Annotated in this window: 17 protein-coding genes; all 17 read right to left on the bottom strand. The window is 51.6% G+C overall.

The features are described 5' to 3' along the window. Positions 1-72: 72 nt before the first annotated feature. The gene (locus NSQ46_RS13710; RefSeq protein ID WP_342576864.1) at positions 73-981 is read right to left on the bottom strand and encodes a hypothetical protein; all 909 of its coding nucleotides are present in this window, start codon (positions 979-981) and stop codon (positions 73-75) included. Next, the gene (locus NSQ46_RS13705) at positions 978-1343 is read right to left on the bottom strand and encodes a glyoxalase superfamily protein (RefSeq protein WP_007130154.1); all 366 of its coding nucleotides are present in this window, start codon (positions 1341-1343) and stop codon (positions 978-980) included. The genes NSQ46_RS13710 and NSQ46_RS13705 overlap by 4 nt, the downstream gene beginning before the upstream one ends. 332 nt (positions 1344-1675) lie before the next feature. Next, entirely contained in the window at positions 1676-2332 is a 657-nt protein-coding gene (locus NSQ46_RS13700; protein WP_007130155.1) for a DedA family protein, read from the bottom strand. Positions 2333-2351: 19 nt separating this feature from the next. Continuing rightward, positions 2352-3593: a glycosyltransferase gene (locus NSQ46_RS13695; protein WP_007130156.1), complete on the bottom strand. Its 1242-nt coding sequence runs from the start codon at positions 3591-3593 to the stop codon at positions 2352-2354. Between the two features lie 22 nt (positions 3594-3615). Further along, positions 3616-4152 carry a phosphatase PAP2 family protein gene (locus tag NSQ46_RS13690; RefSeq protein WP_007130157.1) on the bottom strand — a complete coding sequence of 179 codons (537 nt, stop codon included), beginning with the start codon at positions 4150-4152 and terminating at the stop codon, positions 3616-3618. A 1-nt stretch (position 4153) separates the two neighbouring features. Next, complete coding sequence (locus tag NSQ46_RS13685; RefSeq protein ID WP_007130158.1) at positions 4154-4780, bottom strand: VTT domain-containing protein; 627 nt, start codon at positions 4778-4780, stop codon at positions 4154-4156. 309 nt (positions 4781-5089) lie between these two features. Then, positions 5090-5740 carry an HAD family phosphatase gene (locus NSQ46_RS13680; protein ID WP_028404910.1) on the bottom strand — a complete coding sequence of 217 codons (651 nt, stop codon included), beginning with the start codon at positions 5738-5740 and terminating at the stop codon, positions 5090-5092. 236 nt (positions 5741-5976) lie between these two features. Continuing rightward, positions 5977-6507 carry a GNAT family N-acetyltransferase gene (locus NSQ46_RS13675; RefSeq protein WP_232239293.1) on the bottom strand — a complete coding sequence of 177 codons (531 nt, stop codon included), beginning with the start codon at positions 6505-6507 and terminating at the stop codon, positions 5977-5979. Between the two features lie 229 nt (positions 6508-6736). Further along, positions 6737-7483: a GNAT family N-acetyltransferase gene (locus NSQ46_RS13670; protein ID WP_007130162.1), complete on the bottom strand. Its 747-nt coding sequence runs from the start codon at positions 7481-7483 to the stop codon at positions 6737-6739. Between the two features lie 397 nt (positions 7484-7880). Continuing rightward, positions 7881-8768, bottom strand: coding sequence for a sugar phosphate isomerase/epimerase (locus tag NSQ46_RS13665; RefSeq protein WP_210095192.1), 888 nt, complete (start codon positions 8766-8768; stop codon positions 7881-7883). Between the two features lie 188 nt (positions 8769-8956). Continuing rightward, positions 8957-11233: a glycoside hydrolase family 95 protein gene (locus NSQ46_RS13660; RefSeq protein WP_342576863.1), complete on the bottom strand. Its 2277-nt coding sequence runs from the start codon at positions 11231-11233 to the stop codon at positions 8957-8959. 418 nt (positions 11234-11651) lie between these two features. After that, a complete protein-coding gene (tnpA, locus tag NSQ46_RS13655; protein ID WP_007128375.1) occupies positions 11652-12125 on the bottom strand; it encodes an IS200/IS605 family transposase in 474 nt (157 codons plus the stop codon). A 347-nt stretch (positions 12126-12472) separates the two neighbouring features. After that, positions 12473-14131 (bottom strand): ABC transporter substrate-binding protein, encoded by a 1659-nt coding sequence (locus NSQ46_RS13650; protein WP_007130165.1) that lies wholly within the window; start codon positions 14129-14131, stop codon positions 12473-12475. 52 nt (positions 14132-14183) lie between these two features. Continuing rightward, the gene (locus tag NSQ46_RS13645) at positions 14184-15110 is read right to left on the bottom strand and encodes a carbohydrate ABC transporter permease (RefSeq protein ID WP_007130166.1); all 927 of its coding nucleotides are present in this window, start codon (positions 15108-15110) and stop codon (positions 14184-14186) included. A gap of 24 nt (positions 15111-15134) precedes the next feature. Beyond that, positions 15135-16109 (bottom strand): ABC transporter permease subunit, encoded by a 975-nt coding sequence (locus NSQ46_RS13640; protein WP_007130167.1) that lies wholly within the window; start codon positions 16107-16109, stop codon positions 15135-15137. Between the two features lie 272 nt (positions 16110-16381). Continuing rightward, entirely contained in the window at positions 16382-18685 is a 2304-nt protein-coding gene (locus NSQ46_RS13635; RefSeq protein WP_342576862.1) for a helix-turn-helix domain-containing protein, read from the bottom strand. Between the two features lie 278 nt (positions 18686-18963). After that, positions 18964-20232, bottom strand: a complete 1269-nt coding sequence (locus tag NSQ46_RS13630) for a glycoside hydrolase family 30 beta sandwich domain-containing protein (protein ID WP_213615431.1) — start codon at positions 20230-20232, stop codon at positions 18964-18966. Between the last annotated feature and the right edge of the window lie 11 nt (positions 20233-20243).

Genomic DNA, 20243 nt, shown 5'->3' with positions numbered 1-20243 from the left:
CTTGCCGATTAAGCAAACGAGCCGTTTCTCCATCAAGTTCCCGGATATCTATCATACATTCTTTTATCCGCGCTACTGAACCGTTTCTATCCGTTTAAAGTTTCGCAGCGTTCGCAAGGCGTTCAGCGTCAGGATTCCCTTCCACTCTTCCTTCGCCAACGGCCACACCTCATCGTATTGGTACCACGTCCAATTCGGCTCCCACGCCCCGTCCTCCCCTTGCGTCTCCACAAGCAAATCCAGTTCTAAGGGCAGCATATTTTTATACTTCTTATAATAAGGCGAATTAGGGGAATCCATGATGCTGAGCGCTGTCGTACCGTATCCTTCGCGTTCCGCGGGATCGCTGCTGATACAGTTGTCCAGATAACGTTCTAACAGCTCCTGAATTTCAAGGGCTTGCTCCTCCGGCAGTCGCTCCTTGAAACGCAAATAGCAGAATAACTCATGCATCTCCGTCAGATCGCAGGCTTCCCGCAAATAATCCAATGCATAGCGGATGACCGAATCCAGCGGACCAAACGGGCACAACGCCCGATAGTCCATGAAATAAGCAGCGATATCTGCATTCGGGTTTCCCCAATGGTCAGCAAAAGCCCCGTACTTCCACCAAATGGCCCTCGGCGATTGCTCGGCCTCTTTCGGGATGATATCCCACCCGAACCGTTCCGGAATATACGTACGTTCAAGATAACCCAGCGTCCGGATAACCATTTCTTCGCCCTCGCCAGTACCATCCAGCCGAAGCAGCTCCAGCGCCCGGGTTGTGGAAAGCGCAGATGATTCTTTGCAGCGAAGATCGGGCTCAAGCCCATGACCAAATCCGCCGTCATCATTTTGATACCGGCTGAGCTCTTCAAGCACTTCGGAAAAGCTCCCGCCTTCGAATTCATATCGATATAGGGCGGCTTCAAGCGCTCTGGCTTGAGTCAGCATGTACTGTTTCGCCCGGTCCGTTTGCTCGTGTGACAGCAGCTTCATGACGGTTCCAACTCCTCATAAAAAGTGATTCTATTGCCGAAGGGGTCGGTTACGCACACCTCTTTGCTGTTCCAAGGTGCCGTCTCAACGGCAGGTCGTGCATATGGATAGTTCTTCGAGTGGAGCTCCGCGTGATATTGCTCGATCTCCGTCATTTCAATGCGAACAGCCGACCCGGGCGTACAGTCCCCATGATGCTCGGTCAAGTGAATGGAAACCTCTCCCTTGGTTACCTGCATGTACAGCGGAGCTCCATCTTCAAAACGATGCTCCCAATCAATCTGAAAGCCAAGATAATGAACATAAAATTCCTTGGCCTTGTCCACATCAAATATTCGAAATAATGGAATAATGCCCAGCATGGGATGGTCCCTCCTAATTCTAATAATCGTTATTATGCTTATTTGCTCCATTCGTCCGATCTCAAGCTCAACTAAGCGGTTTTAATCGCATCCGCCCAATTCGCATCGGGGTTGAGATATCGAAATCACTTCAATTCTCATAACGGCCCCCTTCTAACTTCCGTTCACCAAATCTGCTGAAAAAACCCAGCTCAAGAAGATCCTTTCTTTCAGCTGGGTTTGTATTTCATGGATGTATACCTTCGATTATACAATGGGGAAGGTCGCTATGGAATCCTTGTTTAGTTCATCCGCATTATCTGCAAGGGAGACCGGATGAAGTAAACAGTACCCTATTCCCCAATTTTGCGAACCTGCTTGATTTTTTCACCTTCGGCAAGCTTTTGCGCCCGCGCGCGCTTTACACGACTCCATACCAGCAGAATCAACAACGAACACCCTAGGCAGATGAAGATGACCTTCAAATAGTGTTCAACCAGGTTCAGAATAACCTGCCACTGCTCCCCGAAGATAAAGCCGATACTGAAAAAGCCGATGACCCACGAAGCAATGCCCAAGTAACCGTACAGGCAGACCGTCCGGAACGGGACACGGATCATCCCGATAAAGTACCCGATAAATTGCCTGACGCCGGGAATGAAAAAGCTAATGAGCAATAGCTTATTGCCGTATTTGTCGTAGTAGGCCTGCGTCTTCTCTACCAGGGACGGCTTCAGAAACAACCACTTCCCGTATCGCTCGATGAGCGGCATGCCCAGCTTGTAGCCCAGCACATACGTAATGGTTAGGCCGATGGCTGCGCCGCAGAAGGCAAACAGGAGTGCCGGAGCAAAGCTAATGACTTCCTTGTACGCCAGGAAGCCGGTATACGTCAGTGTGCTGTTACCCGGAGGAATCGGAAGCGCAATAAAATCAAGGGGCAGCCCGATCAGAAGCACCATATATCCATATTGTTCAAATAATCGTTCAACGACTTCGAATAAATTCATCGGTCTGCTCCTTCATCTTTTAACGAAAGCTGTCTGCGTATTGCCCCTCGTAATCTTGCAGGTAGGCTTCTCTAGACATTAATCCATAAGCACGGGGATCGAGCTCATGCAGCCAGTTCCGCTGTGCGGAATGGCTTTGCAATACCGTCATTAATGCTGATAACACGGAAAGCGCGGAATCTTTATGACCGTATCGCGCAGCGCTGCGTTTCATCTCTGCCAGAATGGACGCATGATGCAGCATGTGGAGAAGCCGGTCCTCAAGCTCTCCCTCGTCCGCCTGCTGGGCAACCCCGATCCCGACCAAATAATCCGCATTATCCTGTTCTTGACCCGGAACCGGCTTGAAGAGCAGCATCGGCAATTCCATCGTTAGCGCTTCGGATATCGTGAGTCCGCCCGGCTTTGTTATCATGAGATCGGCAATGGCCATTAATTCGTGCATTCGGTTTACATACCCCATGACCATAACCTGCTGGTGATCCGCAAATTCTTCCTGCAGCGATTGATACAGCTTATCATTGCGTCCGCATACGACGATAAACCGGACATGCTCGGGATATGCCCGCGATTGAAGCAGCTTCACGATCTCGCTGTCGATCATACCTTCGCCGCCTCCCATCATGAGGACGACTTGCTCAGACGGGCTCAGCCGGTAGCTCTCGCGAACCCGATCACGATTCACCGGCTGCGTATACAGCGGATGGACCGGTATGCCCGTGACCGATATTTTCTCGCCGGCTATTCCTTTACGCTGCAAGGCCTCCTTGACCTTACCCGATCCCACCATATAGTGATCGGTATGCTCATGAATCCAGTAGCTGTGATCCGTATGATCGGTAATCACCGTGACGACAGGTACATCGGTGAGGCCCATCGATTTCAGCAGCGACATGCCTGCAGCCGCAGGCGGAAACGTGCTGATCACAACGGACGGTTTCTGATCTTCTAGCAAACTGCCCAGCTTTTGCAGGCTGAACGTGCTCAAACGCTTTAGGAGCTGGATGAGGGTGTTTTCCTCCCTCGTCTTTTGAAACAAATAACCGTACAACGATGGAAAGTGCTTTACCCATTGAATAAAAAAGTATTGGCCTGCCACATGCAAACGTGGATGCGTCAGCTCCATATAATCAATGACTTTAACGCTTAGATGCGGGGAGTTTCTCTTGGCTGACTCCACAATGGCCCTGGCTGCCTGGTTATGGCCTTCGCCCAGACTGCCGGTTAATATTAAAATTTGGTGCTCATTCATGGATTTCATCGATACGACTCCTTATCAGACGTTAAGATATTCCTACAGCATTCATTAGGTACACGACCAGCCAGCCGGTTCCGAATCCAATAGCGCCGCCCGCCAAGCAATCCGTCGGGTAATGATACCCCCAATAAATTCTGGAAAGTCCGACCAATGCGGCCAGAGCAAGCAACAAACAGGTGTACAGCGGGGACACGAGAAACAATACCGGTGTGATGACCGCAAAAATAGCTGAGGTATGTCCCGATGGAAACGAATAGTCCTTGAGCGGGAAGTTCCCGACCTTCACTTGCTCCAAAGCCCGGAACGGCCGGTTTCTCCGCACTCCTTTTTTGATCAATACAACAATAATGTGACTGACGAGCAGTGCGATTGCGCTTTGGTACGCCGATACATCCCACGCCTCGTAAGCAAACCAGGCGATCAGCAGTGCGCTGGCGATGGTCGAAATGGCACCGCCCAGATGTGTTATTCCGCCGAACAACCGGTCAAATATCCGGCTGCTGATCGATTGGTTGCACCATACGAACAATTGATGATCCCATCGTTGAACGCGTTCCAGCATATTAGTTCCCACCTGCCGATACTTGATCTTGATGCGTTGCTTCTGTTTCTGCCGGAGCTTGAAGCTCCTCCGCCTGCTTCTTCTTTCGTTTCTTCACGGTATGAATTGTAAACCAAATGCCCCCGATGAGTGCGCCGGCAACCAGCAGAATGATGGTCAGCACATGATCAACCATATGCTCGGCGGCTCTGCCGTAGATATAGAACAATACGCCAACCGTGTAAAATTTGAACGCCCGCCCGATCGCGGCATAGCTGAGGAGCTTCCACAACGGGTAATTCATGCAGCCCGACAAAATCGTAAAGATTTTGAATGGGATGGGCGTGAATGCGCCGACAAGGATCGCGGCCTCTCCGTGCTTCTTAAACAAGCTTGTTGCCGAATCATACCATTTCTTCTTGAGCATCTTGCTCAGAACAAGCTGCCCGGAAGCTTTGCCGATGCCGTAACCGATCGGCGTTCCGAGAATACATCCGACAAATCCGATGGTTGCCAGCCAAATCGCCCGCTCCGGGGTTAGGACGCTCAAAGATAATTGCGAAAATAACGCGGGGATCGGAAAAATAATGGCATCGATCATCGCGTGAATAAATAAGCCGATATCGCCTAAGTTACGTAAAAACTCCATTCAACACGTGCTCCTCTGCATGGTTACTTGTGTTACAGCCGGGTAATATGAGTTCGCTTAAATTCGCGGGCACTCCGAATGATCGAGGCAATACTTCCTGACCACGCCTCTGTCCTGTTCAAGTTAATGAAAGGATACCATGAACGAGTGGCGATAGCTTCCGTCTCCAGACGATAATCATCCTAGACTTAGGTCTAGCTATTAGTAGCTGCTATTATATTAACGAGAACCACCCCGGATAAGTTGGTCCCATTCAACCAAGCCTCAAAAAATAAAGCCCAGCCCTTACAAGGACCGAGCTGTTACGACCTAACTCTTCAGCTGGCATATTGCGCTCACTTCTGCAATTGAGCGGACTACATAATCTGCGGCGGATAGATCCTGGTTACCCGAATTTGGATTAACGAAACCGATACACTGCATGCCGGCTGCTTTGGCCGCAGCAATGCCATGGCGCGCATCCTCCAGCACCATGCAGGAAGCAGGCTCCGCGCCAAGCAATTCAGCTGCCTTCAAATATACATCAGGCGCAGGCTTGCCTCTGTCGACCTCTTCCCCGCTTACGATACAGTTAAAGGCATCCAGCAGACCGAATTTGTCCAGCACCGCTTGGATAAATACGGGGGGCGATGAGGATGCGATCCCAACGGGGATGCCGCTGGCTTTCAAATCCGCGAGCAGCTCGCGAATTCCGTCAATCGGTTCCATTTCGCGTGCGGTCAATATTTTAATTTTATTGGATAATTGATAATCGATGATTTCGGATACCGTCCGCTGCAGCTGATATTCTTCCCGGATCAGCTTCCACATTTCGGGATTGGTCATCCCTACATATTTCTCGAGCTGCTCCTGCGTGATAGCAGCCCCAAAATCCTTCATAACCTGAATGTCCACTTCGAAATGAAGCGGCTCGCTGTCAATAATGACACCATCCATATCAAAAATAAAAGCCTGAATCATACATGCTCCTCCTTTGAACGATTTCGGTTCAGCTCCCGAATCTTTTCCCTATTCTGAGAGCGTCTTTGCTCCCTATGATATTTAACGATTTCCATCTGCTGTATGAGCGTTTAGAGCGAGCAATGTAATCATTACACCTGCAGCAAAGATCAGCGTGCCCCATCCATCCATTGTAAATAATAGAATGAGGATCAGCTCCACAACGATGAAGATTCCTGCGCCTATAGCCAAGTTTTTCACAGCTCCGTCAAATCCCTCTTCATCTGAATCGTAATCATCGCGGCATCTCCATTGAGCGTGGTAATGTTTACTTCATACGGCTTGAACCCCTGTTTGTGATAAAAAACCAGCCCCCGCGTGTTGGTATTATGGCAGCTGAGATGCAGGCTGTTCACCCCGTATTTCGTTTTCGCCAATCGCATCATCGTTTGAAGCAGCTCTTTCGAAGCGCCTTTCCCCCGATGGTCCGGGGCAACGATGACATTGCCGAGCCATGCTGAACCGTCCTTCACATCATAGAAATTCGCGTAAGCGACTGGCCGATCAGTGGAGGCCTCAACGATAACCGTAGGCTCTAACCGATTCTCGAGCAAGTCCATCACTTGCTGCGGCGTCAAAGGAAAGCCGGACCTCGGACTCATGTAAAAAAGCTCCTCCGGCGTTTGCGGAAAGCCGCATATCAACTCGAGATCCAGTTCATTTAGCGGCCTGTATGTATACAAAATTGAACACTCCTTTACGTTCGGATGCCAAAGCAAGCACAACATACACACATCCATCCCCCCCATCATTGGTCCCGATGGCATGGCATGGTCAACCACGGCTGACTTGAAATAAAGACCCGGCTTAGACAGCTTATCTAAGACCAGGTCTTCAGGTTAGCTTCACCCATGATTATACAACCGATCGGCCGATAGAGTAACCCCTTGGCGATCAAGCCTTGGACTTGCTGCCATACTCTACATGCAAAAATCCGCATAGACTGGTAATGGTTTATCATTCAACATGTTTCGCCCGATACCAATAAGTGTATATTTCCCGGTAGCGCAGCCGGTCGTATAGCCGGTTAGCCGGCAGATTCGCTTGCACGACTTGGAGATAGCTGCTGGTCGCCCCTTGTGCTCTCGCCCATTGAAGAATATGTAATAAAATCTGTGTGCCATAGCCTCGCTTCCTATAAGCAGGTGCGGTTGCAATATCAAATATCCCCACAACGTTCTCCTCTAGAGCACCGATTCCGCAGGCCGCCGGCCTGCCTTGATCATATAAGGAAAAGAAGCCGTAAGGAACGGAAGAGCGGCTGAACAGCTGCTGCTTGATGTCCCTGTTTTTTGCCGTGAGCCCCGTAACCACCGTCAGATCATCAAGCCATTCGTTGTTCAACTGTTCATAGACGGACACATCCCGATATGTCGGGGCCGGCACGTGGTCCAGACAATCCAGCACTTTGAGGCTCGTGGGGTCGAGAAAGGAGTAACCTTGGTCATCCAGAATCGAATCGAGTTCAGGGGGATTGAACGGCGTAACTTTAAATACAACGTCAAGACCTTCTCTTGCATATATGCGTTCACAATATTGAATCTGTTCATACAGATCAACCGACGGCTCCGTGTAGAGCGCGCTGACCGAGTTGGAACGCTTCGTGAAGCCGGCCGCTAACCGGAGCAGCCAGCCGTTACGGACGATCGTTTGGAATGCGGGCCAGGCATTCAATGTCATTTCCTCAATCCGCATATCATCCATATCTACCACCCCCACCTTCATAGAATAGGATTAAAATATACTATATCGTATATTCATGCAACACCTGAACAAGCATGATATGTTACGAAATTTCCTTTATGAAACACTGTTTCCATAAATATTGCTTCTATCTTTATGAAAAAAAAGTAACCATCTATTTTAGATGGTTACTCAGAGTGTCGAGAAAGTCCAACGGACTTTTCGACACTCTATTTTTTATATGGGGAATCATATCTTTTAAAATAAAAATCGATTTAAAGCGCTCTGAGAACCCTACTTCAGTGACCGACGAGGCAATTTTAAACCCCCTGCAAAAAAACAGGGGGTTTCTCGACAGCCTGAGTAACCATCTATTTTAGATGGTTACTGACGTTCCTTTAATTTTTAATCTCGCAGATTACACCGGATTCGGTATGAAGTCTCCGCCTCGGCATCGCTTCAAATAATGAAGCGCATGAACCTGTCCGGTCATTTCAAGCTCCCCGTTATATACGGGATCGTGCCAGCCTTCAATATCGATCGTTCCCTGATAGTTGCCCTGACGCAAAATCGTGATGATATCGGTCCAGTTGGTGTCGCCGAATCCGGGAGTACGGTGCCATACATAAGGCTTCGGCCCGTGAATGCCATATTCCCTCACGATATCCCAAGCAATCGTTGCATCCTTGCCATGGACGTTGAATACTTTATCCACCCATTTCCGCAGCTGCGGAATCGGATCGATCAAAGACACCATCTGATGGCAGGGCTCCCACTGCAGGCCGATATGGTCCGACGGGATGGCGTTGAACATCATCTCCCACGCCGTCGGGTTATGGGCAATATTCCAATCCCCCGTCTCCCATGTCCCGCCCATGTCACAGTTCTCGAATGCAATGCGGACGCCTTGATCTGCCGCTCTTTTGGACAGCTCGCCGAACACCTTCGCATATTGCGGGATCGAGGCGTCGATGGATTCGCCCGTCAATCGTCCGGTAAAACCGGAAACGATGTCGGTGCCGAACAGATGGGCATGATCGATCAGACGCTCCCAGCTCGCCAAGGTATCGGCATTACTGCCTTCCCCGGTCAGCGGATTGCCGAAAATCCCGAGCGTCGACACGATAAAACCGTGTTCTGCTTGCAGCTCACGAACCCGCTTTGCCGTCTCCACAAGATCGGTATCGCCTGTCGTCTGCCAGAAGGTAAGGCCGAACGATTCAAAGCCGTGGGGCGCGATCTGAGGGATGACCCGTACAGCGTCCCCGCCGCCAACCAGCGTTCCGATGCGCAATAATTTCGTCATGTTGATTTACCACTCCCATTTGACGTTTAGTATGCGTTTGCAAGTTCAGTATAACTGGGTTTCCCTGCCTTTTCTCGTCTTATCTTGTGCTTTCCTAGTTCAATATTGCGGGAGTTTCTTGTCTCGATCCCCAGCCTGGTCATCGGATTCCATGGTATAGCGGGATGTCTCGAAGAAAGACCATCCATTTATCGATCCACTGCCGTCTCTTTGCTAAAGAACGTATAAGAACGTCCAGTCTCGCCCACAAACACTACGGGTTCGAAGCCGGGAGCCTCCAATCGGCAAGGGCCTGAAGCTGCGCAAGTGACGACGGCTTCCGTAACCTTGCCCTCTGCCCAAACGAAGTCGACGGTATAACCTCCCCTGGCTCGCAGCCCCTTCACGCTCCCCTCGCTCCAGCAATCGGGCACTGCGGGAAGGAGCCGGATTGCCCCGTCATGGCTTTGCAGCAGCATCTCGGCGATGCCTGCCGTACCGCCAAAATTACCGTCGATTTGAAATGGCGGATGATCATCGAACAGATTAGGCAGTGTGGAGTGGTCCAAGAGCGCCCTCACATTCTCGTAAGCTGTGGCTCCGTCCTGCAGACGTGCCCAGAAGTTAATGATCCATGCACGGCTCCAGCCGGTGTGCCCCCCGCCGCTGGCAAGCCTGCGTTCCAATGTCGTCTTGGCGGCCTCAGCCAAATCCGGCGTTCGCTCCACGCTAAAGCGTTCGCCCGGGTAAAGGGCAAACAGATGGGAGATGTGACGGTGTCCCGGCTCCACCTCTTCGTAATCCTCCATCCACTCCTGGATTTGGCCGTATTTACCGATTTGCGGTTGGGGCAGCCGCTTCAGCGTGCCCGTGAGTTCATCGCGGAACGCCTCATCCCGTCCGATGATTTCCGAAGCCCGAATGCAGGCATCAAACAGCGCTTCGATGATCTGAAAATCCATCGCGGCTCCGACGCAGAGCACCCCCGTCTCGCCGTTTGGCAGCTTATACCGGTTCTCCGGTGAGACGGAAGGGCAAGTCACCAGCCGTCCTTCGGCGTCTTCGATCAAATAATCCAGCAGAAACAACGCCGCTTCCTTCATTGTCTCATACACCCGCGCCAGAAAATATCGGTCCTGACCGAACCGGTAATGCTCCCACAAATGCAGGCACAGCCAGGCAGCGCCCATCGGCCAGAAAGAAGCCGGAAGATACGTATCCTGCGGCGCCGTGTCCGCCCAAATATCCGTATTGTGATGGGCGGTGAAGCCCCGGCAGCCGTACATGACATGTGCTGTCACCCGACCGGGCTCGCGCATCCGTTCGATCAGCTCGAACAACGGCTCATGGCATTCGGCCAGATTGCAATTTTCTGCATGCCAATAATTCATCTGTGCATTGATATTAATCGTGAATTTACTATCCCACGGCGGGGTGAAGCTGTCGTTCCAGATGCCTTGAAGATTCGCGGGCAAAGAGCCCGGCCGGCTGGAAGCAATGAGCAGGTATCGGCCGAATTGAAAATAAGTCGCGATCAGGCCGTGATCCTCTCCTCCTTGTTGAAACTGCATCAACCGTTCGTCGGTCGGCAGCACGGTTTTGTCCGGGCTCTCGGGCAGCTTCAGATCGACCCGTCCGTACAGCTCGCGGTAATCGGCGACATGCCGGGCTAGCAGCTCAGCATATGGAACCCGGCTCAGCATCTCCAGCCGCCGTTTGCCATCAAGCTCCGGATCGGGATGGCGGAACGTTGTTCCGGCAGTGATCACCAGCGTTACCGAGCTTGCGCCATCCACCAGCAAATACTCCCCAAGGGTACGGCAGACGCCGCCATCCGGAACCGCTTTCAGGACGGCGCTAAACGAGCTGCCTCCTTCGCCGCCGCAATCCCCGCGCATGGCAAGCCCGCTTTCCTTCCATTTGTCCGTCTTCTCCAGGTATCTCCAGTTTCGGCGATTGAACCGGGCTTTTAACGAGACTGTCCCCTGTTTGTCGGCGGATATCCGGATGACGATCGCCTGATCCGGATAGCTGGCAAACAGCTCGCGCGTATACCTGATCTCGCCGATCCGATAGCTGACCCGGGATATGCCGTTCTCCAAATCAAGCTCCCGCACGTAGTCGACGGCAGGAAGCTCGTGATGGCTAAACGACAACAGCAGATCGCCGAGCGGCATATAGTGCCGCTGCGCTTCGGGCAGCCCCGCCATCGTCATCGCTGCCAGCTCCTCGGCCTCCCGCAGCCTTCCCTCCATAATCAGCTTTCGAATCTCGGGCAAATGAGGCAGTGCGTCTTCGTTGTTGCGGTCGCGGGGGCCACCATACCATACGGAATCCTCGTTGAGCTGAAGCTTCTCCTCAGCCGTGCCGCCGAAAATCATCGCCCCCAGCCGGCCGTTTCCGATCGGTAGCGCCTCGTTCCATTCCGCCGCCGGTTTCGTATACCACAAGCGATGCTTCTGGTCCTTGCTAACCAAGCTTGTCATGGCTTCTCCTCCAATCCGCTTTATAAATTGCACTAGTTCAGCTCCATCACATGTCGAAAGGCAAATCGCCAAGGCAAAGCACCGGAAAATCGGGCGTAATCCATCCATTTAATCGTTAGAGTCGATTTTCCAATAATGCTGATGGGCTTCAATGCGCATCCAAGCCACCTTCATTCCAACTTATTGTAACGATCCGATATAAGAATAAAAATTGCCTAATCCCGCATATTTGTACCTTATTTTGATATCACGGCCCCATATCAATGATCACTTATAAATCAGAACCACCCGTCAAACGGGTGGTTTGCTCTTGGGGTATAACCCCTTGTTGCCAAACTGCGCCTAAAGACGCTAGCCTGACAATAAAATTGTTCAGGCTCAGTGTAATTTGTCACTTTCACTTACCAGTTAAACTGGTTTACTTCTTCTTGCTACTGTTTTTGCTGAATGGGTCTTCATACTCTTTCACACTCAGTTTATCAATTGCCTGGTCGTGTGCTTCTTGCTCACGGATATATTTTGCCACGGTGGCTTCATTCAAGCCCACTGTGCTGACGTAGTATCCCTCCGCCCAAAATTTTCGATTGCCATATTTATACTTCAAGCTAGCATGCTTCTCGAATATCATGAGTGAGCTTTTCCCCTTCAGGTATCCCATAAATGATGATACTGAGATTTTGGGGGGAATTGCTACCAACATATGTACATGATCGGGCATCATGTGGCCTTCGATTATCTCCACTCCCTTGTATTTGCATAATCGTTTGAAAATTTCGATTAAGTCTTTCCTCACTTGATTATAAATCTCTTTCCGTCTATACTTCGGGGTGAACACAATGTGGTACTTGCACATCCACTTCGTGTGAGCTAAACTATAGCTCTTGTTTGCCATCTAAGACCATTCCTTTCATTATTGAGCCTGAACATCTCAATTTTATCGGAATGGTCTTGTTGGTCAAACCCTCGATCCCTCCACCCGCATAGCGGGTGGTTTTTTGTTTCGCACGCTTCGCGAGCTCAACTGGCTAAAGCCATAACGAAAAAGCCCGCAGCGCGAGCTTTCCGTCCTTCCATCGCAATGCTGACCTCAAAAGCGCTTCGGGCACGCAAGCCTTGCCTCGAACCGCATTGGTTTCGACTCGTCTGAAGTGCCGTTCACAATTGGACATTCGCTTCGACAGTCCCGCGTCCTGAGCGCAGACTCATGCCCCTAAGAATCCGAGCTTATCGCGCCGCGGTCTACTTCGATATCGTCGATGAATCGTAGGCAGCCTGCATGATTTCAAGATAACGCTGCATGTTCAGACCCTCCAGCCCTTTCACGTAATCATCCCAATCTTTATCCAGACTCTTGGCGCCGGTAATGAACAGCAGAGCGTTCTGGTCGACATAGTCTTTGATGTTGGTCTGCATCATGCTGGCTTCATCGGCGACCAACGGGTCGACCCATAGCGCCCAGTGCGGGAATATTTCTTTCGGCTCCTTGCCTTCCATCAATAACGTTGCCTCGTAAAGACGGCGTTCGTAACCATCGTTAGCGTAAATATCCGTGCCCTGAACCTCGGAATCGCGGTATGCCCGGTGGTGATTATATTGGGTTAGTGCCCCCCAGCTGTCATTGCGGGGCTGCTCCCCGGATTCAAGCGGGATCGATTTATAGAGCGGCTCCACTTTGTCGTTCAGCGCGATTTCTCCATCCTGCGGCTTGCGCCAGCTCTTGCCTTCTTCACCGAGATAGGAGAGCATTGCCCCTTCTTGCGTATAGAAATAATCCAGCATTTTAATGGCGGCGATCTGCGCCTCTTTGCTCGCTTTATTCGTCAGAACGAAGGATGCGCCCGGATCGATCGGATAGTTGAACGTTGCATAATTGGCGTGCGGTCCTTGCAGAGGCGGAAGCGGGTTGTAGTCCTTGCTGTAGGGTGCATCTTCTCCTGTGGTTAAAAACAGGGCGGGATGCATGCCTGCTCCGGCACCCAAAAGCTGTGCGTCGGCGTTATCCCCGATTTTTTTGTACGCGCCTGCATTTTGTGTAAACGCCCCCGGGTCAATGAGTCCGCCGTCATACAGCGATTTGATGTAGGCCAGCGCTTCCCGCCATTCCGGTTTGTTCGCCGCGGTGTCGACCTTGCCCTCCTTCATGATGAGATACGTCCTGTCGTCGTTGTAAATAAAGCCGTTCATGAGATACGGAATCACGTGAACGCCGAAATTTTCGACGGATCCGCTGAGCGGCACTTCGTCCGCCTTGCCGTTTCCGTTCGGATCCTGCGTCTTGAAGGCTTCAAGGACCGCTTTGAATTCTTCCGGCGTCGTCGGCTGCGCAAGTCCGAGCTGATCAAGCCACTTCGTATTGATCCACATTTTATTCGGGTATGAGCAGTGGAAGCATTCGTTTAAGCCGGTCAATCCGTAAATCTTGCCGTCAGGAGCAGTGTTCATGGCCTTATAATATTCGTTGTTCTCCAGCACTTCCTTAATGTGGGGAGCATGCTCCTCGATCAGGTCGTTAAGCGGAACGATCACCCCCTGCTGCCCGAACTTCAGCAAGTCCGTCTGCGAGAAACGGTCCACCCAAGGAATAAGCATATACAAATCCGGATAGTCGCCGGACGCAAGCGAAATTTGGCGTTTTTCGGCCGCGCCGTCGAACGGAACGGTTGTCCAGTTGAACTTGATGCCGAATTGCTCTTCCATTTTTTTCGTAAACTTATTGGTTTTCAGATCCACATCCGAGCTTTGATGGGCAAATACGTTGATCGTTACCTTCTCACCGGAATCCTGTAAGCCGCCTTCTGTCCCTTCGCTTCCTTCGTTGTCGTTTCCGCCGGAGCATCCGGCAAGCACCAAACTAAGCATCAGTATGAGAACAAGCAGACGGGTTCCCGTTTTTCTCAAATCAATCTCCCCCTCATGAATTGGTTATCACTATAACGGGCGATGCCCGGGATCAGCCCTTCACGGAGCCAATCAGCATGCCTTGTACGAAATAGCGCTGCACAAACGGATAGATCACCAGCACCGGGAGGCTTGCCACCACAATGAGCGAGTATTTCATCAGCTCGGCCATTTGCTGCTGCTTAACCATCTCCCCGGCATCCATATTGCCCGTTCCGCTGCCCAGGATGAGAATGCTGCGGAGAATGAGCTGGAGCGGATAGAGCGATTGCGATTTCAAATAGATCAGGGCATCGAAGTAGGCGTTCCACTGCCCCACCGCGTACATGAGTGAGAGCACGGCGATAATCGGTTTGGCAAGCGGAAGAACGACGCTGAAAATGTAGCGGATGTCGCTGCACCCGTCGATGTCTGCCGCCTCGGAAAGCTCATCCGGGATCGAGGTCTGAAAGAAGGTTCTGGCGATAATGACCTGCCATACCCACACGGCGTTCGGAATGAGCAGCGCCCAGCGCGTGTCGATCATGCCCATCGATTTGACGACCAGATAGGTCGGGATCAAACCGCCGGAGAACAGCATGGTGAATGTAATGAAAACCATAAGCGGCGTGCGGCCGAAGAATGACTTTTTCGATAACGGGTATGCGACCATGATGGTCAGGGATACGCTGATAAACGTACCGGCAACGGTATAAAACAGCGAATTGGCATAACCCGTCAGCACCTGGCCGTTTCGGAACACCGCTTCATACCCCGCCAGCGATACGTCGACCGGCCACAGCCACACCTTGCCTGCAGAGACGGCGCTTGGACTGCTCAGGGACGAGCTTACGATGTAAATAAGCGGATACAGGACGGCAATTAGAACCAAGGTCAGCAAGATATAGGTCACGCTCAGAAAAATGCGGTCCCCCAGCGACTCCTTGATCTTGATCCTCGTGCTCCGTCGGCTTCCTTGATGGGTTTGCAATGCGTTCATGTCACTCCCCCCTTTTCGCGAAATTTACCAGAGACTGGTATTGGAAGCCCGCTTGGCAACGGCATTGACAACCAGGAGCAGCACCAGATTGATCAAGGAATTGAATAGCCCGACCGCCGTGGCGAAACTGTAATTCGCGTTCAGCAACCCGATTTTGTACACATACGTGGAGATGATTTCCGACGTGGACAAGTTCAGCGGATTTTGCAATAAGTACATTTTCTCGAAGCCGAGCGCCATGATGTTGCCTACGCTGAGAATCAGAATGATGACCGCGGCCGGCAGAATGCCGGGGAGATCGACGTTCAGAATTTTCTGTAACCGATTGGCACCGTCCACCTTGGCCGCTTCGTATAATGACGGGTCCACTCCCGCCAGCGCAGCAAGATAAATTACGGCGGAGTAGCCCATCGTTTGCCATACGTCGGACAGCACGTAAATCGTGCGGAACATGCCTGGCTCTCCAAGATAATTGATCGCTTCGAAGCCAAGCGCGCCGGCAATGGTATTCACGATCCCAAGACGTGGGGACAGGAACAGCATGATGATGGACACCATGACCACTGTGGAGATGAAATATGGCGCATAGGTGACCATCTGCACGGTTTTTTTGAACCTTGCGCTCTTCACCTCGTTCAAGGCCAACGCCAGCAGAATCGGGATCGGAAACCCGACGATCAATTGATAGAACGAAATGTACAGCGTATTTTTGATCAGCGTCGCGAACGCCGGGTTGCGAAAAAACATCTCGAAGTACTGCGTGCCGACCCATGGACTTCCCCAAATCCCTTTCACCACGTTATAGTTCTTGAAGGCAAGCACGGCGTTTGCCATCGGCAAGTACTTGAAGATGATGAAATACAAGACCGGCGGAATGACCAGCAGATACAGCTGCCAATGTCTTCTGAAGCTTCGGGAGGCAAATCTCCCGATTTCCGAGCGTGTATTGCTCGGGGCTCTGACTGTTTTGGACTTGGAAAATAGAGTACTCAGTTCCATCCCTCCTTCGATGAGCAGCTGCCAATGAAGCAGGAACTCTGTTTGGCAGCGCTTTCTTGTGCGTAATCATAAAATTGCACGCTCGGCGCCGTAAAGGCACACTTTCTCCCTCACCGTACAATTTCGGAAACGGATACTTTCCAAGCGTTGATTTTCCTCGTTTTTTTCATTTGACGGATTCGATAAAAAAACGTCACTCGACACGTCCGATCCATTCGTTTAATGAGGTGCCTGACTCCCCTTCCGTAAAAGACGGCTAGGTCGCCGTCTCCTTAATCGGCCATTTGCCGGAACGTGCTCGGCGACACGCCGCGAACCCGCTTGAAGGCCCTCCGAAATGAATGGGCGCTGTTATACCCCACCTGCGCAGCGATTTCGTCAATCGTCAATAGGTTCTGCTGCAGCAGCTCGGCCGCCTTGCCGATCCTCACCAGTTCAACGTAGTCCGAAGGATTCGTTCCCGTATGCTCCTTGAACATTTGGGAGATATACTTTTCTGGCTTGCCAATATGCTCCGCGATACGATAAAGCGTCAGCTCGGCGTCGGAGTAACGCTCGTGGATATAGCGGATGATCTCACTTACGGTCTCGGCATGCATGTCGCATTTTTTCTTCCGGACGTCCATGCATATATCATGAATAAGCTTTCCGAATCTGTCCCTGAGCTGATCGACCCCGTCCGTTGACGAAACGGCAGCGATCTGTTCCTTGATATGGTCGGTCAACGACTCGTCGTGGAATATTTTTTGTTCGGCCAGCTTTAAAAAGGTTCCCTTCAGCTCCGTCACAAACTGCTGCGTCATATCGTACGACAGCTCCCTTTCTTCAAAGTTCCGGCTGAACAGCTGGTCAAGAAGACGGTAGGTTTCCTCCAGTTCACCCGCCTTAAGCGTATTGAGCATTCGCTGTTCGGATTCAATCGGATAATAGTACAGCTCCGTTGCTTTCACCGCATCCTCGAACCGGGTGATGCCGACTGCCCTGGTGTGGACGGCATATTCCAGTGCTTGCTGCGCTTCGTTGAACGAGTCGGCTACGCCGTTCCACGCGTCGAACGCCGAACCCAGCCCGATCGTGATCGACAATCGATGCTGCCGATATACGGCATCGACCATTTCGAGCAAACCGTCTTCCAGGCGGCGATTTAGCTCTCCGGCAAGCACATGCACGAAAGCGATCTGGTCCGAACCCCAGTCCGTAACCAGCACATCGGGTTCCAGCCGGCTCAAGGCCTGCCGGACGATCAACCGGGCGACGCTGAGTTCCTGGATGATTTCCTCACTGTCGGCGCTGCCATATCCGGCAACTTTCAGAATGCCTGCACGTCCATGCTCGCCGCGGAGCCGGACTCCGGTTTGACCGGAAACCGCCTCGAGCTCGCGCAGCGTATAGAAGTCGCCTGTCAGCAGCCGCTTGATGAACGCATCCCTAAGCAGCGGGAGCTGATCGTTCAGTGAAGACTCCAGCAATTTATTGTTTGCGATCAGCGCCGCGATATTGCCGGCCAGAAAATCATACTCGTTGCCGATCTTTTCCCGAGAAACGTGGTTTTGTTCGCGAAAAACGGACAGTAGCGAATGGACCTTAGCACTGTGCCGGTACGCGAGCACAAGTCCGATCAGCAAACCGATAACCAGCGCTGCCAGCGTAAATGTCGTCGTAACCTTCTGGATTCTGTCGGCCTTCGTCATCAGCGCCTGCTCGGGTATTCCGGCCATATAGGTCCAGCCGTTCAGGTCGGACCGGATGGAGATCAACAGCCGTCCGTCGCCCGTGGGGCTGACCTCGCCGTTCTCATCGGAAGAAGCTTCGGTGAAGCGCTTGGCCTCCTCTTCTCCGATGCCGCGGGACAGAATCAATCTGCCTTCCCGGTCCGCAACCAACGCCCAGCCCCCGTATTGGTCCACGATATTTTGCAGCAGGCTGCCCATATGATCTTCATCGATCAGTACGCCGATCATCGCCTGCGGATTGTTAAAGCTGTTAAGCGGGATCGATTGCAGAAACGTGACGGCCGGCGTCTCGACAAACACCGTATCGCGGATTTCCCGCCTATATTTTTTAAGCGGAACCATCTCATTCAGATGAGGTTTCTTTAATACAGCCTCCTCCCATTCCTCGAACGTCATTCCTTCAAGCCGATTCGCCTCGTAATAATGCTCGGGCCGGTAATAGACGGTATTCGGCGTAATAATCGCGTTATAATTACGTATGTAGATGAAGAAATTGGAGAGGTAATCATTCGTGCTGCTGTACATGGACAGGCTGCGCTGCATGCGTCCCAAGCCGTAAACGTTGTTGCTGTCGAGCAGCTTGGGATCAGCGATCAGACGATATAGATCCTGATTGATCGCAAGCTGCTTCGTGAAGGTTTCCACCTCCACCAGATGACGCTCGATGATCTCTTTTCCCAGATTCAAGGAACTCAGGCTGTTTTCGATTGAGCTTGCTTTCGCCACTTCAATCGAAGTCCTGTACGATGCATAGCCCGCAATTTGGGGGATCAGGAGCACGATCAAGTAGGAAATCAGAAATCTGCGGAACACCGGGGAGAACTTGGACCATAAACGCTGCATATGTACCCTCCTCAATAGAAAGCGTTTTCAAAGTAAGGCAATACGATGATACACTTGACTGTTCGCAAGAAAAAGGTACAATTCCTTCCTCGGGGTACAATTGCTTACCATGGCTATAGGCTGGGAGCGAAATGACATCCAACCGTTTAGGGCTGAAATTTCGAATCAAATCCAGCCCAGAACAAAGAGCTGTCCGTCCAAGTCGCCTGCAAGACCTGGAGACAGCTCTTTGTCAAAACTGCTGCTTTATCATTGATACCAGAACCGTGGACGATAGATTACCGCCCGAGTTCGCCTACAAAGGTCGTAACGCTCTGCGCGGGAAGATGGGCCCAGAAGTTGCTCCCCGTTACATTGAGAGTCGTACCGGGTTGAAGATTGCTGCTGCCGCTCGTGATCCACCTTGATACCTGCGAAACCGATCCGTTTTGCAGCACAAAGTTCTGATTGACCCCGGCGCTGCTCCGGTTAATCGCAACGATAACGATTTTGTTGTCACCTTTATAGGCTGATACGTAAACGTTGGATTCAGGATTTTTCGTGGCATCCACCCTGACATAGCCGGGGCGGACAAATTTGGAGAAATGAGCCATATTGTAGCCGCGTTTGCTGATCGTGCCGTCCTCCTTCATCGGACCGTAAGATCTGCGGATATACCACCACACGTAGGCTTGAAAATCGCCTTCTACCAGCGCATTGTGGATGTGATAGGACACGTCAAGGGCTTCAGGCCAGCGATCCGCCGAGTTGTTGTCGCTGTTCGGGTAGTATACCTCCGTCATCCAGAGATCTTTTCCCGCTCCTTTTTGTTTGAATAGCGGATAAGCGAAATTGCTAATCGGGGTCCCGTACAGATGAGCGCCGAGAATATCCATATTGGCAAGCGCCTGGGGATCATTCAAAATCGGATCCGACATATTTTTCAGATACTGGAACGATTCCGGCGCGATGACTCTCGTGTTGATCGATCCGGCATTTTCTTTCATAAACCGAAGCATTTCCTGCGGTGTCCACCACGTCCAGTCATGTGCATAATCGGGCTCGTTTTGGACGGATATCGCATACAGATCGACGCCATTGTTTCTCATATACGTCACGAAATCGTTAAGATGCTGGGCATACGCGGCATACTTGTCGTAACGAAGCCGCTTTGCCGACGTATCGCCGTTGTGGTTGAAGGTCTCGACCATATCGGCCGGCGGATTCCAAGGGGAAGCAAATACGATGGCTCCAAGGGCAATGGCCCGTTTGGCCGTCTCCAGCTCACGATGCCACTGATTTCGGTCTTCATGCACGTAGATTCTTAATATTGAGAAACCTAACTGATTCGCCCCGTTTCCGAATGCGGTATCTCTCTGTGCTGCCGTCAAATCGCCGATCCATGCCGGGTGGTTGATGCCTCCGAATCCGCGAATCACTTGCTTCTCCGAGGAAACATTGATGACGGCATCGCTGGCTGCGGCAATATTGCCAGGTGCAACCAGAATGGACAAAGCGATGGCAAGAGACAAACATACGCATAAGTATTTCTTAAACCGTAAACTCATGAGACTGCTCC

Origin of the sequence: Paenibacillus sp. FSL M8-0142 (genome assembly GCF_038597315.1) — a bacterium.
GTDB lineage: Bacteria > Bacillota > Bacilli > Paenibacillales > Paenibacillaceae > Paenibacillus_AQ > Paenibacillus_AQ lactis.
The sequence above is the reverse complement of the archived record's forward strand: the minus strand, read 5'-3'. Positions and strand labels throughout refer to the sequence as shown.

Excerpts from the sequence above, each read along its gene's own strand:
- NSQ46_RS13680 (WP_028404910.1), bottom strand. The coding sequence starts at position 5,740 with ATGATTCAGGCTTTTATTTTTGATATGGATGGTGTCATTATTGACAGC.
- NSQ46_RS13710 (WP_342576864.1), bottom strand. The coding sequence starts at position 981 with ATGAAGCTGCTGTCACACGAGCAAACGGACCGGGCGAAACAGTACATG.
- NSQ46_RS13690 (WP_007130157.1), bottom strand. The coding sequence starts at position 4,152 with ATGCTGGAACGCGTTCAACGATGGGATCATCAATTGTTCGTATGGTGC.
- NSQ46_RS13700 (WP_007130155.1), bottom strand. The coding sequence starts at position 2,332 with ATGAATTTATTCGAAGTCGTTGAACGATTATTTGAACAATATGGATAT.
- NSQ46_RS13635 (WP_342576862.1), bottom strand. The coding sequence starts at position 18,685 with ATGCAGCGTTTATGGTCCAAGTTCTCCCCGGTGTTCCGCAGATTTCTG.
- NSQ46_RS13670 (WP_007130162.1), bottom strand. The coding sequence starts at position 7,483 with ATGGATGATATGCGGATTGAGGAAATGACATTGAATGCCTGGCCCGCA.
- NSQ46_RS13685 (WP_007130158.1), bottom strand. The coding sequence starts at position 4,780 with ATGGAGTTTTTACGTAACTTAGGCGATATCGGCTTATTTATTCACGCG.
- NSQ46_RS13705 (WP_007130154.1), bottom strand. The coding sequence starts at position 1,343 with ATGCTGGGCATTATTCCATTATTTCGAATATTTGATGTGGACAAGGCC.
- NSQ46_RS13640 (WP_007130167.1), bottom strand. The coding sequence starts at position 16,109 with ATGGAACTGAGTACTCTATTTTCCAAGTCCAAAACAGTCAGAGCCCCG.
- NSQ46_RS13675 (WP_232239293.1), bottom strand. The coding sequence starts at position 6,507 with ATGTTGTGCTTGCTTTGGCATCCGAACGTAAAGGAGTGTTCAATTTTG.
- NSQ46_RS13645 (WP_007130166.1), bottom strand. The coding sequence starts at position 15,110 with ATGAACGCATTGCAAACCCATCAAGGAAGCCGACGGAGCACGAGGATC.
- NSQ46_RS13660 (WP_342576863.1), bottom strand. The coding sequence starts at position 11,233 with ATGACAAGCTTGGTTAGCAAGGACCAGAAGCATCGCTTGTGGTATACG.
- tnpA (WP_007128375.1), bottom strand. The coding sequence starts at position 12,125 with ATGGCAAACAAGAGCTATAGTTTAGCTCACACGAAGTGGATGTGCAAG.
- NSQ46_RS13695 (WP_007130156.1), bottom strand. The coding sequence starts at position 3,593 with ATGAAATCCATGAATGAGCACCAAATTTTAATATTAACCGGCAGTCTG.
- NSQ46_RS13630 (WP_213615431.1), bottom strand. The coding sequence starts at position 20,232 with ATGAGTTTACGGTTTAAGAAATACTTATGCGTATGTTTGTCTCTTGCC.
- NSQ46_RS13665 (WP_210095192.1), bottom strand. The coding sequence starts at position 8,768 with ATGACGAAATTATTGCGCATCGGAACGCTGGTTGGCGGCGGGGACGCT.